Genomic DNA, 14463 nt, shown 5'->3' on the forward strand with positions numbered 1-14463 from the left:
TTGACAACTCTCAAAAGCTAATAGCTTTTAGGTACAAACTGAGAAAATTTTCAGCAGTCAATTGGACTAACCAGAAAGAAACGATCGCTCTTGGGTTTGGCAGTAGCTGCGGCAAGCGAATGTTATGACTTGACTATCAAAATGGGAAATTTACGTTTTAGATCTTCAGCACATCAATACAGATGGATTGCCCTAGGCAGTTTTGCTGTAATTATGGGTATTTCAGGCGCCCTGGCCTACCGCCTCGCCCCGCCCCCCGGATTCATGGCTCAAGGCACTCTCACTTCTAATAATCCGCCAGTCAAATTTTCGACCACGGGCACGACAATTCTCAAGCAGGGAGAGCAACTCACCCCAGAGGTTCTCCTAGCAGATAATGTGGTCAAAGCAGTGGCAGATGCAGTTAAGCTCTCGCCCCAGCAAGTTCGACAAAATGCTAGTGTCAAAATTTCTAAGCCGGAACAACCCCTAGAAATTGTGGTTGGGTATCGCTCGCTCGATCAGCAGCAAGCAATCCAAACGGCGGATATGTTGATGAAGGGCATGGTTGAAAAAAGCCGCCTGATTAACAGATATCGGTGGCAATCAGTCAATCAGTCGCTCAACCAACGCTTGGCACAAGTCACTCAAGACCTGAAACAAGCTCAGCAAAAACTCGACCAATACGAAAGAGAGCGCGCTCGTCTGTTGCAGCAAATGAAGCTTCAGCAAGACTTTTACAACAAAACTCAGCTTGCAATGGCGGATACGCAAGCTTCGGAAAAAGAAATGGTTAGCAGTTTGGCCGCCGCTACAGTGCCGCAAATTGTGGCGACGCCCACGAGCGATCCGACAGTGCCTCTGATTTTGGGAATTGGCTTGCTGTTGGCGATTTTGGTCAGCCGCGGTTTGATTCCTTCGGTGGCGGATTGGAGGTACAAAGCAGCTTTTCAACGAGAAGAGAGCGAAAGGCTCCAAAGTGCTTTGTACCGACTGATCAAAGAAGGCCGGGGCGAAATCACTCTGGTGCGGTTTGCGATGGAGACGCGGCTGTCGCCGGATGTGGCTCAGCGTTTTTTGAACCAACAAGCTGAAGTCTTTAATGCCAATTGCGAAATTAAAGACGACGGCAGCATCTTGTATCACTTCCACATTTAAAGGGCTGGGGCGATCGCGCTTCACAGAAAAATTTAGCCGATCGGGCCCTCACTGCTCGATCGGCTTGTTTTTTTCTTAATAGGACTTATATCAGGTTCGGTCGATCGACTATCCCCCTCTAGGTAGGCGCGGGTTTACGGGATCTGTAACTTATACTACTACTACAGATTTGGGTGAACCCGCCGACGCGAGCTGGCGTTGCGGTGATTTTACCCGACATGATATTACGCTCAACCCGGTTTCTTAGGTTGTAGGATGCCCCGGAGCTAAAAATTTCTCGATCGACAGAGGTGTTGAGTAACCTAGAACACCCGAAGATTGTGCCAGTTCCTCCCACACTGGCTCAAAAATATTTTTTGTGTTCCGCTTGCTTTTTGCTTAAATATATGTATAATGATAAAAAATCAGTAAATGTACGGTTGCTTTTTACCGGAGTTACCGAATTAAGGGGTACTTTATCCTTAAATATTTATTAAGGTAGAGATCACCTCAGTAGAAATGCTGTAGTATAGAACAATAACTGATTCAGGGATGTTATGTAGTTTCACATCAGAAACTCGATCGGGCAAAAGCCTAGAATCAAACTCCCCGACAGAAAGGGTACATTTTCATATTGAACTTTTGTAATCACCTAGAGGCTAAATCATGATTTTGGGAATAATTGGTTCTTCTTTCCTAGCTTACTTTTTGCTAATGTCGGTCGCTAATTACGGCGACACTGGAATGTAGATTAGTTAAGGCACTTATGCACCGAGACATAAGGCAGCAGGCAAAAAAAGCTGTTTGACAACTTCTTGATAACTTCGATTAAGTCTCAGCTTGGGCCATGTCTGTCGTGTCAGAGTCGTGTCTGATAAAACAAAAAAATGGATGAAGGAGTCGTTAAGTACCGCTGTGACTGGGAAGAAGCAGACCCTGTAGCTGCCCGGAACATAGCAGATTTGATGGACTGGCGCGATCGGCTCCACGCTTGGGGATTAATTGGCGTCTACGAAAATGGCATAGGGTTTGGCAACGTCAGCGTCAGACTCGGCAATTCAGGCCAATTCGTGATTTCGGGAACCCAGACTGCACACTTGAAGACTCTGGGCCCAGAATTCTACTGTACTGTTACCGAATTTAACTTAGAACAAAATTTCCTCGGCTGCCGGGGCCCCGTACAAGCTTCGTCGGAGTCCCTGACTCACGCGGCCCTGTACCTTCAGAGAGAGGATGTGTGCGGGATAATTCACGTCCACAATCCTAAGCTATGGCAGCAACTGCTGTTTAAGATTCCTACTACTAGAAAAGAAATACCTTACGGCACTCCCCAGATGGCCTTAGAAATGTTTAGACTTTTTGAGGATGAGAATTTGGCCGATCGCAAAATTCTGGCGATGGCCGGTCACGAGGACGGCATTATCTGTTTTGGCAGCACCGTGGACGAAGCTGGCAAAGTGCTTTCGGCTGCGATTAATGAGATTGGAGTTGAGCGTTGATCTCTCGAACGGTTGATCCATCGCCTGGGTTGTGGTAAAGATCGAGCATCAAACTCTCGCAACCAGCTCAAAAATTGCCAAGTGCCTCTTGCCTCTGTGGTAATGGAAAGATATTCTAAATAGCAGATATATACTAGATTTAATCGTAAAAGCTGAGAGTCATTGTCAGTAACCCAGCCCTAAAGGGACTGAGCTTGGTCGCGACTGATTGAGCAAGCTGTACTGACCAGCCTAAGACTTTAGAGGTCTACGTTATTTGGGTCATGACACTCCTTGAATGCGACGCTAGTTTTCCGCTCTGTCGCTTGTAGTTAAACAGCCTTAAGGTCACTGAGGCAGTGCTGCAAGCTTAACAAGCTCTTATAACATTGACCGACAAGCGAACATTACCCCGAAAGGGAGCCGGAGATAACCATATCTCCACAGAGGGGTAATTATACCCCTCTACCCCTCGCCGGAGGGGAAAGCGGATTCAAGGCGGTGGTCACGCTCGCCCTTCGGCTTCGCTCAGGATAAACTCCGTCGAATATATTGAAACCGCCCGTGTTATTTACCTCTCAGGGCTCAAGCCTCTGATTTTCCCACTTACCGAGGAGCATTTTTATGAATCAAACTAAACTTGTAAGCTCAAAAGAACTGCAATCAGAGGTATCTCGTCTCACCGAAGAGCTGCAAATGCGCGACCAATTGGTGCAGCAGTTGTCTCAAGAACTTTTCAGGCTGGTGAAGGGAAATTCGAGTTTTGTCCCCGCGCCGGAAGTTTCCGATCGCCACCAAGCTCAAATGCAGGCAATGCGGGAACAACTCCAAGCTGTTGAAGAACAGGTGAGTTTTTATCAGGAACAAATCGCAGAGCGGGATGCTGAGGTTTACCAACTGCGGCAGTCGGTGCAAGAATTGACGGATCGCTCTCGGATGCTAGAACAGGTAGTGCAGGAATTGCCGGGGGTTTACCGCCAGAAGTTTGCCGAGCGGCTCGATCCGATTAAGGAAAAGTTGGAGCAATTGCAAAAGGAAAACCGCCAGTTGCACACTGAGTTGCAAAGCGTAACTTACCGTCTCGCTGTGCGGAGCCGCAAGGCTAAGGGCCTGGATCTGCCGAGCGTCGATGCTGAGGACGATCGGGGAATTCAAATGCCGAGCTTTGGCAATGTCTAAGGTTTTGATTGTCGCGGGTGGTGAGAAAGATCCGGCCCCAAGTCTCAAGGCAGCGATCGCTCAATCTGATCCTTTAACTGAAGTCAATATCTGTGGGGTTTCTGAACTCCATTCTGGCGCGATCGCTCCGGGTGGGGCGATCTTTTGTCCTTTGACGCTGGATGTGCCAGAAAATCTGGTTTTTCCTGCTCAAGATGTGTTTCGATTTTGTAGCAATGTTTCGGCGGCGCGCGATCGAGTGTCCCAGGAGTTGCTTTTTCCCGTCGGGGGTGGCAATTTTTGGCTGCCTGTGGTGTTGACGGCAAAGGGCCCACTGTATGCTGAGGTGATCGGTGGGGAACCTTCTAAGCAGTCTGGCGAGTTGAGTTACTCTCAACCGGTGCATTTGTCCGATGTTTGGCGGCAGCAGTTGTATGAGTTGGCTTACCGCTTGCTGAATCTTTTAAATGCGCCGCCGGCGACTTATTTGATGCAGTTCGGGTTTGTAGGGGAAAGGATTTGTTTCGATCGACTTTGGCCTTTTCCGGCTGCACCTGCGATCGCTTCTGTCGGCGTTCAAGTGCCGGATTTATTTGTTTGTCATTGGTATTGCTTGACAAATCAACCTATTTATGATATTGAAATTAGCTCTGCGGTTGCTGGAAGCCTCTTGGAAACTTGAGATTTGAACTGGGCAGCTAATTTTAATCAAGCCACTAAAGCCGGAGTTTCAGTGGAGATAACTTGCTCGAAACTGTCGAAGATTTCAAAGAGTTGGTCGAGTTGAGTAATTTCAAAAATTAGCTTGACTGTAACTGAGAGGTTGCAGATGACGAGGCGGCATCCCCGGTGGCGGGCGGCGTTGAGTCCGCCGACTAAGGCACACAGCCCGGAACTGTCGATGAAATCTACGGCGGCCATGTCTATTACCCAGAGTTTGTGGCGATCGGGCACAATCTCGGCTAGCTGTTGCTGGAGGAGGCTGCCGGCTTGGGAGTCGAGGCAGTTGTGAGGTTGAAGGATGATGGGTTGGTTGAAGTTGGGAAATTCCATAGCAGTTATCCTACGATCGTAAAGTATGAATAAGTTAGTTTAGTTGCTGACTCTCTTGAGAGACTCAGGGGATTTCCGCGTATGTTTTAGGATGGGCGATCGCCCTTGTGGGAATCCGTGGGGAGAGCCGTCGTGATAAATTTAGTAGGAAACTGGCTAGCGATCGCGCGGAACGCAACCGCAACAATTCTCTATTCCTCTAGTATGCCTGAAAGGCTAATTTTTAGTTAGCCCAGCGATCGCGACAACAGTGTGTTTTTCATCACAGCGAAAGATTGCACTATTGGCTGAATCGAGCCAATATATAAATGTATTGAGCTTTGCAAAAGTTTACGAAGGCAGTATCGAATGTCTTTTGAGTTTTTATCGTTAGAGACTATTCAGCAGTTTGCGCGCGATTACGGCTACTGGGCAGTATTCCTGGGAATTTTGCTGGAAAATCTGGGAGTTCCTCTTCCAGGCGAGACAATTACGATTGCTGGCGGGTTTTTAGCTGGCAGCGGTGAACTGAATTACTGGTTTGTGCTCGGCAGTGCGATCGCGGGTGCGACTGTGGGGGGAAATTTGGGTTATGCGATCGGCAGGTACGGCGGCTGGCCACTCCTGCTGAAGCTGGGACAATTTTTCCGCTTTCGAGAAGAACAACTGTTTGACTTAAAAGAACAGTTTAGCAAAAATGCAGCTAAAGCGGTATTTTTGGGCCGTTTCATTGCACTGCTGCGAATTTTTGCTAGCCCCCTAGCGGGTATTGCAGAAATGCCTTTTTGGAAATTTTCGCTGTTCAATGTTCTGGGTGCTGCAAGCTGGGCATCTGTAATGGTGAGTTTATCCTACTTCTTGGGACAAGTTGTGTCTTTAGAGAAATTGGTAGCTTGGGCTGCTCAATTTGCGGTATTTGCTTTGCTGTTAGCAGTTGCTTGGATTGCAATTCCTATTTGGTTGGAGTCGCGGAGTTTGGACAAGACTAAGTAGGGTTGCAATCCGTTACCAAAAAAACTCAATATTCTTGTGGAACGGGCATCTTGCCCGTTCTTTATAATAGTTGAACATACCAGCTTAAACTTACATTTTGTGTCCAGATTAGCAACGGGCTAGAAGCCCGTTCCACACACAATAAACTGGGTTGTAAAAAAACCTAAACCATACATTTATAATAGATAGAAATCATGGGATACACTACAATATTTGACGGAACATTTCATTTAAATAAACGGTTATTAGACAGCGAAGCTATTTACTTATTAGAGTTTTCTCGCACTCGACGGATGAAGCGAAATCCGGCGATTTTGCAAAGTATTCCCGATCCGGCGAGAACAGCGGTGGGTTTACCTGTGGGCGAAGAGGGCTGCTATTTTGTGAATGAAAAATGGGATGAAGACTCCGAAGTTTCTGTTGTTAATTACAACCGCCCGCCCAAGACTCAGCCCGGATTGTGGTGTAAGTGGATTCCTACTGCTGACGGCGGGGGGATTCAGTGGAGCGGCGCGGAAAAGTTTTATGATTATGTCGAATGGTTGCAGTATCTGATCGACAATTTTCTGAAACCTTGGGGTTATGTTTTAAATGGCGAAGTGAATTGGCAGGGGGAAAGGGAAGAAGATATAGGTACGATCGTAGTTGCCAGCAATCTGATTATTTTGCCAGAAGGTGCTGAGGAATTGTTGAGGTATGCGGTGTCGCCAGTATCGGTGCCAAATTTTGTTTGGGATTGTTTGAAGGCGGTGCAAGCGGCGGGAGTTGACTTGACAATTTGGTATGAGGTAGTCGATCGAGCTGTGGAGTTGGGACATGGGGAAGCAGCGCTTTGGATTAAGCCTAATATTGAGAAGTATTTTGATGGTTTGAACCGGGGTTTTGAGTTTGAGGGGAATCTAATTGAGACGACAGATTTGGGATTGTGAGCAGTAGTTTCGATTTGTGGATGATGCGGCTATAATTGTGAGTAGGAGCAAATGAGGATTCACTATGACGGCATTAACAGAAATCCGCGAAGAATTAGCTGAGGACAAAGTTGAGGAAAAAGTACAGATTTATTACTCTCCCGAAGAGTATTTAATGCTGGAAGAGGGGGCAAAATTTAGAAGTGAATATCAGGATGGCAAGATAATTCCTATGACAGGCGGAACACCGAATCACAATCAAATAGCTGGCAATTTTTATGGGACATTAAATTTTGCTACCAAAGGACAACCGTACCGAGTATTTATAAACGATTTGCGTTTGTGGATACCGTCGAAGCGGGTTTATACTTATCCTGATGTGATGTTGGTGGCGGGGAAGTTGGAGTTTGCTGAGGGTAGGAAAGATACGATTACTAATGCGGTGATGGTGGCTGAGGTTTTATCGGAATCGACGGCGGATTATGACAGAGGTGGCAAGTTTAAACTTTTTCGCACGATTCCTACTTTTCGAGAGTATGTTTTGATCGATCAATACGAGATGCACGTTGAACAGTTTGTTAAGACGGATGATAATAAGTGGGTTTTGTCTGAGTATGATGGTGCTGATGCGGTGTTGAGATTGAGTTGTGTGGAGTTTGAGATGCGGTTAGGTGATATTTACGATCGCGTGGATTTTGAGTCTGAGTCTGAAGAGTGACTGCCCTCGAACAATTTGAGTAAGTAATATTATGTTCGACCAATTTACCCTAGTTCTTGTAGGGGCGGGTTCACCAACAATACCTGCCAATAATTAACAATCTCAAAAACCCGCCCCGGCGGAGATATCGCGAGAGATCGACAGGATATAAGGATCGAATTAAGCGAGTAGATTCAAGTAGAATCCCAGAAGCATTATGAAATCTGAAAAGTCGGCTATTAGCTATAATATCGCTCAAAAATGGGCTGTGACTCTTTGCTGCGAAGCAGAAGAAAAAATGGAATTGAGAGTTGCAAAAATTCTTGAGTATTTAGACAAAAATTATCTCTTAAAGCAATGGGCAATATCTGATATTGAAGCTACGGGCAGTTAGGGCAATTGCTTCACTGCGCGGTGTAATAATCTGGAAATATTTCAGGTATCTACTTCGGATTTGTTGGAGGTAATGAAGGAAGAAGGTCAAGTTATTGAATTAGATGCTAGTTTGATAAAAGATGACGAGGAATTGTTTAAAATATTGATTCGAGATGGGGTTTCAATTTATTTACTTGGCAGCGGGGAGATGATGCCGCTGACGGTTTTGGGGAAATATGTTTATGTTGACAAAGAACTGTTTATGTGGTAAGTGACGTAAGATCGCACTTCAAAAAGCTCGATCGCCCTCTGTCAGAGAATGTTGCGAACAAGTTAGTAAATATTAGCAAGCATCTTTAATTATATTTAAAACCAATGATTCTCAATCATCTGCATCAAACGACTTAACTATTTGCATATCGATCCGTCTTTCTCTTAAAATTGCACGAATGATATGTGCTGCATCCTTAACTTCTGGAATTTCATTCTCTGAAGTTGATTCATAACTCATTCTTATCTCTGATATGGCGGGAAACTCAATTTCTTTTCCGTCGGCAGTGCTAATCCGAAGATTTTTTTTAAGTATTAACTTTTTTCCCTCCTCATTTCCTAAATTTGCTGATGACAACTCCTGAGTGTTTACAGAAACAATTGTGTCATATAGATATTCACCTGTGTCCACTAAAGTTGCTACACCCCGGATAAAATTCCAATGACACTTATAGTAGGAAAGAAAATTTTTACATAAAAAAATTACCATAAATATATGAATACTGTACCTGGTCTTTCCATCTAGCCCTTTTTCAACATAATAATCCTGAGAACCTATTAAAGCTCGTAAAAGAGTATCATTATCTTCTAATATAAATCCACTACTAAGCTCTATGGGATGATTTTGATTCATCACTACATTAAGAGTTTTTGGTAGATTCTCATCTTTGTTTACTACAATTACATCTAATTCTCTAGGAGATTTTTTAAATAATGCTTTCTTATCGTCTAATAACCATCGATCAATTTGTTCATCACTAACCCGCGGAGTTATGTTAGGTGACATTCTTATTTTGGCAATCAAGAAAGTTGCTATCACTAAGGCAATAGTAAATGAAATATTGATTGCAAGTGAAAATAATAACCCTCCAACTACGATATATACAAAAACCCCTTCTTTTGGCGCTCTCTTCTCTTTCCAATGGGCTAAAAAATCTGAAATTACTTGTTTGGCAAATGATTCAGTTGTTGTATTTCGCTTTTTCAAGCATTCAAAATATTGTTTAATTAACTTCCTGTCTGTTGATAAATTGGTATACATTATTCTTTCTCCCTTTGTTTGAAAATACTAGCCATTGGTGTGTCTTTTATGAGCAAACTTATTTGAGTAGCATTTTTCTTGCTTATACCTCCTTCATTAGCCATCTTGATTGCCAAGGAATAATAAGCTTCTTTGCTACTATATCTGTATTCTGCTGAAGGTGTTGGGAAACCTTTAATAAAGTAGCAGCAATAACTAATAACTAGCTGTAAAATCTTTTGTTCAATAGTCCCAAAATCTTCTAATGAGACTGATTCCAAAACTTGCAACTTCCGGTCAGCTATGCGAAGAGGCAGATATTCTAAATAGATGTAGTCATTGGCAATCGTTTTGACAAAACTATCAAAAGTCGCCTTGGGCCTTTCGGGTTCATCGGGTTGCTTTAGTCAGAAGTGAAAGTCACCATAATTAGTCCCTATCTGAAGAAAGGCTTTAATTTCCTCTGCTATCTTCCCAAAATTCTGAATAGTTGGTGGCTGAGACTGAAGTTTATTCGCTAAAGCTTTAACGGCTGAAGCCAGTTGTGCATCTGTACTTACTGCTGTATATACTTCCTCGACTGCTTTAGCGACTTCCGGGTATTTCATTGCTACTTGTAACTCAGAAACAGCTTTGTCATAATCTAAGGGCTGCTGTTGAGATAGTTCTATGGCTGTTGCTGTACTTGACGACTTGATTTTAAGCAGTGATAGCAAGTTACGACCTTTCTCAACGACTAGCTGGCCCAGCTTTTCAGTAGCCTTCTCTGTGGCTGTCTCCGTGGCTTTGACTAATACTAAAGTTGCGATCGCCCCGGCTGTCATTGTTACAGGTTCCATATAAAATTCCTTAGTTTTTTAAACTATAACGACTTAATAGCAGCTTCAACAGTGAGAAAAAGTAATAAAAAAGTAATCAAAAAGTAAGATTAGCTCCCTGTTGCGGTACAATCTGTACTAATCCTACCTTAACGCTCCGCTAGTAAGGGACTTTAACACATGACTGTTGACGAAGCTCTAACGATCGCAGAAACAGCCCTCAACTACGATCGCCTCAACAAAGTTCAAGAGATAGTGTTTCGTCAATCCTGGGAAGGACGGTCTTATAAAGAAATTGCAGCCAGCACTGAATATGAATATGATTATATCAAAGATGCTGGTGCTAAACTCTGGAAATTACTTTCAAAAGCACTAGAAGAAAAAGTCAAAAAAGATAATCTCAAATCAGTCTTAAAGCGATACTTACGGCGAAGTCAAGTGAATCTACAGCGAAATCTAACAATAGAAGTCAACCTCAGCGGAGCAAATCTCAGCGGAGCCAACTTAAGTGGAGCTAGATTATTCGCCAACTTAAATGAAGCTGATTATGTACAAACCGATTTAGATAAAACAATAAACGCTGAAAGTGAAACTGAATTATCTGAATCAGAAAACGAAATTAACTGGAACGGTTTTTGCTTTCACTCCGACGCACAAGTGAAAATTGCCGAAATACTCGATCGCACTTCCACCCTCTTCATCCCCAACTCCCAACTGCGACTGACAACACCCGCCGGCAGACAAAACCAAGAAGCTGACTTTCTGATCTTCCACCAAAACAAGCTAGGGATACTGAAAATTGACCGTGCATCATCCCATCCAAACGCAACAGAAGATGAAATGTGCGATCAACTTTTGAGAGATTCGGGCATCTGTCTTATCAAACATTACGATCCTACCCGATGCAGCGAACAACCGGATCTAGTTGTGCAGGACTTTTTGGAAAATTTGAGTCAGGTACAAGCCTAATAAGCTATTTTTTATTTAAACTGTGATACAAACATTACCTTGGTTTGTGATCGTTTCTCCCTTCAACAATTAACAATCCTTCATTTCATAGTCGATGTAATAAATAGTATAGATCTTCAATTAATTTAAACGTTTGGCGAAAGCTTTTATATTAATTCACGGAAGTAATTTTGAATTATACCGTATTTAAAAGCACAATAGCTTTTTTCAATTTCATTAAAAATTGTAGCAACGAGTCATCTGTTGTGAATTCCTTTTTCTCTATCTCCTCTGCGTCCTCTGCGGTTACTTTCAAAATTATAAATTTAACCGCAGATATACACAGATGAAGGCAGGTTGAGATTGTCTGTTAGTGCATAGAACAAAGCTAAGCAATCTTCACCTCGGCGATTGCTTCTTACTAATTACCCATTACCCGTTACCCATTATCAATTCTCCTTTCCCCTCAATTACTTCCCCGATCTCGAACGCACCAATTCCCTGAGATTCAAACCATTTAACAGCCTGCTCTACTTCCCTGGAATCGAGCAACAGCACAAAGCCAATCCCCATATTAAAAGTATTGAACATATCTGCTGATGCCACTTGGCCCGCTTCAGCAATCCACTGGAAAATTGGCAAATTTGGCCAGCTATTGCTGTCAATTCTGACAGATTGATTAACTCCCAAACAGCGGGGCAAATTTTCCGGCAAACCGCCGCCCGTAATGTGAGCCATGCCGTGAATTTCTAGACCACTCTTAATTGCTTGTAGGACGGGTTTAACATAAATTGTAGTCGGAGTTAGCAGCACTTCTCCTAAACTTTTGCCGCCTAACTGTTCGGGTTGGGAATGCCAGTCAAAACCGCAATCGCCCGCAATTTTTCTCACCAAACTAAAACCGTTGCTGTGCACGCCCGAACTTGCCAGCCCCACAGCCACATCTCCCACCTGCACCCGCGAACCGTCCAACAATTTGCTCTTTTCGACAATTCCCACACAAAACCCCGCCAAATCGTACTCACCCGCTTGGTAAAAACCGGGCATTTCTGCCGTTTCCCCTCCGAGTAAAGCACAGCCCGCTTGCTTACAACCGTCAGCAATGCCGGCCACCACCGCAGCTAATTGTTCGGGATTTAACTTTCCCGTGGCTAAATAATCGAGAAAAAAGAGGGGTTCGGCCCCGGATGTCAGCACGTCGTTGACGCACATCGCCACCAAGTCGATACCTACCGTGTCGTGCCGATCGAGATTGTGGGCCAATTTCAACTTAGTCCCAACGCCGTCAGTACCCGAAACCATCACCGGCTCTTTTAAACCCTCCGGGACGCTGAAAAAACCGCTAAACCCGCCGAATCCGCCCAAAACTCCCGATCGGTGCGTGCTTTTAACCATACTCCCGATGCGCGAGACAAAAGCTCTGCCCGCCTCAACATCCACACCTGCTTCTCGATAATCCATAAGTCCGCCAAATCGATTTCTTCTAATTTTTAGTTTATTCCCATAACAGATACATTTAACCCGGCAATTCCCCGAAGTCCGAGATTGCTGAGTATGGTAAGACTTGGAAATCAGCAAGAATTCCAGTCAAAGAGGTATCTCTCAAAGCTTTCAACAAAATATTGAAAGCGCCATTGGTATCCCGTTCTAGTTTGTGGCCGCAGTCGGGACAAGCAAAATGCTTGCTGCCTCCTAACTTTGTATGAATGTTACCGCACTTTGAACAAGTTTTAGAGGTGTACTCTTCTGTTACGTCTACTACAACACAACCGTGTTTGGCTGCTTGATGCTTCAACGTTTGTTTGAATTTATAGTGACTCAAAGTCACCATAGCTCTAGCTTTTTTCGCAGCCAGGCGGCGTTTACCTTTTTTCACCATCTGCTGAGTCTCGAAAGTCGGCAGAAAGATTACCTGGTATTTGTCACACAGATATTTCGCTGTTTTTTTGTGCAACTCAGCCACCAAATTTTTAATTTTGATTCTGATTTTAGATGCAGCTTTTCTCAAGCTATAGCGAAGTCGTTTAAAACTTCTCCCTTTGCTGGAACCGATTCGGCTCATTATTTGATCTAGATGTCTAGCAAGACGGTAGATTCTGCCAATGTCATACTTGCCTATCTCTAGTATCTCTTGTCCGTCGAAACCCGTCATAAAAGTTCTTACACCGGGGTCGAGTGCCACAGCCAATCTTGAGTCAGTAGCAGCAGGCTTGTTTTCATTGACTGCATAACTTACAAACCACTGACCGTTAATTAAGCTAAGACTTGGCTCGTGCTGCATGACATCCAGAATTGGTTCTGCTGACTTAAAACTTAAGCCTTTGGTTCCTTGAGGGTAAAACGTGCGGGATTTCCAGTTGTCGGTTTGAAATCTAATGGTTTGAGAGGTATCTCTACAGGTTCTAAACTTAGCTGAGCCTCCCGATTTTTTAGCAGCTTTGTGGGCTTCAAATGCTTGAAATACTGCTAGCTGTCGGGGATTGTAAGGCTGCTGTTTTATCCACTCCGGTGCGCTATCCATAATCTGCTTTCGCAGATCGTATTTACCTATTTTCTGGGTTTTGAGGATAGCAATCGCTTGGTTGTAACACCACCGACTAGCAGCTATCCAAGTTCTCCAAGTTGCTGCTAATTTTGTTTCCGGGTAAACTCGGATCTTCTTTGATAGTAGATTTGTATTTTCCCAGGCCGTAGAGCCGACAACTGAATAGGTGGATGATGGCAAGGATATCTTCAACCATTTCTCTTTCTGGAGATAACTCTGTTCGACCGAGAACCACGAGTTCGCAATCGTTTTGTTCGCAAATCCATCGGATGAGGTCACAACCAAACCTTGCGAGTCGGTCAAGGTGACAGACCACAATTGGGCTGATGTCTCCTGACAGAACTTGTCCCAAAAGGGCAAGAAGGCTTTTTCTTTTAAAATTGAGTCCTGGGCCGATATCTTTGAAGACTTGACCTTGCGGGTAGATTCCTTGGAGGTAGTTGATTTGTCGGCTGAGGTCTTCTTTTTGCTTGGCGCTGCTAACAAAGGCAGTAGAGGGAGGTGATTCTTGGATCGAGTCGGTCACTGAACACTGAGTCAATGTCGTAACGCCGCTGGTTGGTAGGAGTTCTAATTGTCTTGATTTTTCCCGCTTCGTCCCAGTTTCTAAGGGTTTTTTCGGAAACTCAGAGGAGTTTGCAGGCTTCTCTGGGGGTGACATAACGAGTCATGCGGGTTGTTTTTGGCTTGCATCTTCTATGTTATCCTGTTTGGCCAGGTTGTTCCGGGAATTTACAAAGAATAATTTACTTTGTCGCAGCAGTTGACAAACAGCTTTTTTAAGACTAGCCATTCGGCAGCCCACAAAAGACACTAAACTTTTGTAAATTTTTGTAAATTTTTCCGTAAAGACTGAAACGGCTGTAAGCACTGGAACTAAAGGGTTTTATGATAGAGGGTTTTGAGAAAATTTGATGAGGATTTGGTGAAAAGCGCGATCGCAGCGATCCCCAACCGCAAAAGTTTGTGGTAGTCTGTTGCAGTTCGTGAACAAAACACAAATTGCGGATCGAGTACGAGTTGTCAAGTGTCAGGGAAGTTTCCGCCAAATTTTTTTGGGGCGGAAGCATTAAAGCAAAAACGCACCCGGATACTTTGCTTTGA

Annotated in this window: 16 protein-coding genes and 1 pseudogene; 10 read left to right on the plus strand and 7 right to left on the minus strand. The window is 44.1% G+C overall.

The annotated features are described in order from the left end of the window. The first annotated feature begins 213 nt into the window (after window positions 1-213). The 4 genes from QUA16_RS16835 to QUA16_RS16850 all read left to right on the plus strand — a co-directional run bounded on the left by QUA16_RS16835 (window position 214) and on the right by QUA16_RS16850 (window position 4434). Entirely contained in the window at window positions 214-1137 is a 924-nt protein-coding gene (locus QUA16_RS16835; protein ID WP_333104438.1) for a hypothetical protein, read from the plus strand. An 866-nt stretch (window positions 1138-2003) separates the two neighbouring features. Then, entirely contained in the window at window positions 2004-2615 is a 612-nt protein-coding gene (locus tag QUA16_RS16840; protein WP_333104439.1) for a class II aldolase/adducin family protein, read from the plus strand. 603 nt (window positions 2616-3218) lie between these two features. Next, entirely contained in the window at window positions 3219-3773 is a 555-nt protein-coding gene (locus QUA16_RS16845) for an Npun_F5560 family protein (RefSeq protein ID WP_333104440.1), read from the plus strand. Further along, window positions 3766-4434 carry a hypothetical protein gene (locus QUA16_RS16850; RefSeq protein ID WP_333104441.1) on the plus strand — a complete coding sequence of 223 codons (669 nt, stop codon included), beginning with the start codon at window positions 3766-3768 and terminating at the stop codon, window positions 4432-4434. The genes QUA16_RS16845 and QUA16_RS16850 overlap by 8 nt, the downstream gene beginning before the upstream one ends. Before the next feature lie 26 nt (window positions 4435-4460). On the opposite strand, the gene QUA16_RS16855 is transcribed toward QUA16_RS16850, so the two are convergent. After that, the gene (locus QUA16_RS16855) at window positions 4461-4805 is read right to left on the minus strand and encodes an STAS domain-containing protein (RefSeq protein ID WP_333104442.1); all 345 of its coding nucleotides are present in this window, start codon (window positions 4803-4805) and stop codon (window positions 4461-4463) included. Between the two features lie 348 nt (window positions 4806-5153). Between QUA16_RS16855 and QUA16_RS16860 the strand changes: the two genes are divergently transcribed. The 5 genes from QUA16_RS16860 to QUA16_RS16880 all read left to right on the plus strand — a co-directional run bounded on the left by QUA16_RS16860 (window position 5154) and on the right by QUA16_RS16880 (window position 8028). Further along, window positions 5154-5777: a DedA family protein gene (locus QUA16_RS16860; protein ID WP_333104443.1), complete on the plus strand. Its 624-nt coding sequence runs from the start codon at window positions 5154-5156 to the stop codon at window positions 5775-5777. Between the two features lie 194 nt (window positions 5778-5971). Then, window positions 5972-6706 (plus strand): hypothetical protein, encoded by a 735-nt coding sequence (locus QUA16_RS16865; RefSeq protein WP_333104445.1) that lies wholly within the window; start codon window positions 5972-5974, stop codon window positions 6704-6706. Between the two features lie 64 nt (window positions 6707-6770). Continuing rightward, window positions 6771-7403: a Uma2 family endonuclease gene (locus tag QUA16_RS16870; protein WP_333104446.1), complete on the plus strand. Its 633-nt coding sequence runs from the start codon at window positions 6771-6773 to the stop codon at window positions 7401-7403. Between the two features lie 196 nt (window positions 7404-7599). Further along, on the plus strand, window positions 7600-7776 hold the full coding sequence (locus QUA16_RS16875; RefSeq protein WP_333104447.1) for a hypothetical protein: 177 nt from the start codon (window positions 7600-7602) through the stop codon (window positions 7774-7776). A gap of 72 nt (window positions 7777-7848) precedes the next feature. Then, window positions 7849-8028 carry a hypothetical protein gene (locus QUA16_RS16880; RefSeq protein WP_333104448.1) on the plus strand — a complete coding sequence of 60 codons (180 nt, stop codon included), beginning with the start codon at window positions 7849-7851 and terminating at the stop codon, window positions 8026-8028. Window positions 8029-8139: 111 nt separating this feature from the next. Here QUA16_RS16880 and QUA16_RS16885 read toward each other — a convergent pair whose 3' ends face one another. The 3 genes from QUA16_RS16885 to QUA16_RS16895 form a co-directional block, all read right to left on the minus strand. Then, window positions 8140-9069, minus strand: coding sequence for a hypothetical protein (locus tag QUA16_RS16885; RefSeq protein WP_333104449.1), 930 nt, complete (start codon window positions 9067-9069; stop codon window positions 8140-8142). Then, window positions 9069-9329, minus strand: coding sequence for a hypothetical protein (locus QUA16_RS16890; protein WP_333104450.1), 261 nt, complete (start codon window positions 9327-9329; stop codon window positions 9069-9071). Before QUA16_RS16890 ends, QUA16_RS16885 begins: the two co-directional genes overlap by 1 nt. 126 nt (window positions 9330-9455) lie before the next feature. After that, a complete protein-coding gene (locus tag QUA16_RS16895; protein WP_333104451.1) occupies window positions 9456-9887 on the minus strand; it encodes a hypothetical protein in 432 nt (143 codons plus the stop codon). Window positions 9888-10046: 159 nt separating this feature from the next. Between QUA16_RS16895 and QUA16_RS16900 the strand changes: the two genes are divergently transcribed. Beyond that, a complete protein-coding gene (locus QUA16_RS16900; RefSeq protein ID WP_333104453.1) occupies window positions 10047-10835 on the plus strand; it encodes a pentapeptide repeat-containing protein in 789 nt (262 codons plus the stop codon). 411 nt (window positions 10836-11246) lie between these two features. Here the strand turns inward: QUA16_RS16900 and purM are convergent, their stop codons facing one another. The 3 genes and pseudogenes from purM to QUA16_RS16915 all read right to left on the minus strand — a co-directional run bounded on the left by purM (window position 11247) and on the right by QUA16_RS16915 (window position 14030). Further along, window positions 11247-12275, minus strand: a complete 1029-nt coding sequence (purM, locus tag QUA16_RS16905; protein WP_333104454.1) for a phosphoribosylformylglycinamidine cyclo-ligase — start codon at window positions 12273-12275, stop codon at window positions 11247-11249. A 55-nt stretch (window positions 12276-12330) separates the two neighbouring features. After that, a complete protein-coding gene (locus QUA16_RS16910; protein WP_333104469.1) occupies window positions 12331-13470 on the minus strand; it encodes a transposase in 1140 nt (379 codons plus the stop codon). Further along, window positions 13412-14030 (minus strand): annotated as a pseudogene (locus tag QUA16_RS16915) (IS607 family transposase). Before QUA16_RS16915 ends, QUA16_RS16910 begins: the two are co-directional and overlap by 59 nt. Window positions 14031-14463: the final 433 nt, after the last annotated feature.

The organism is Microcoleus sp. S13_C3 (genome assembly GCF_036700905.1).
GTDB lineage: Bacteria > Cyanobacteriota > Cyanobacteriia > Cyanobacteriales > Microcoleaceae > Microcoleus.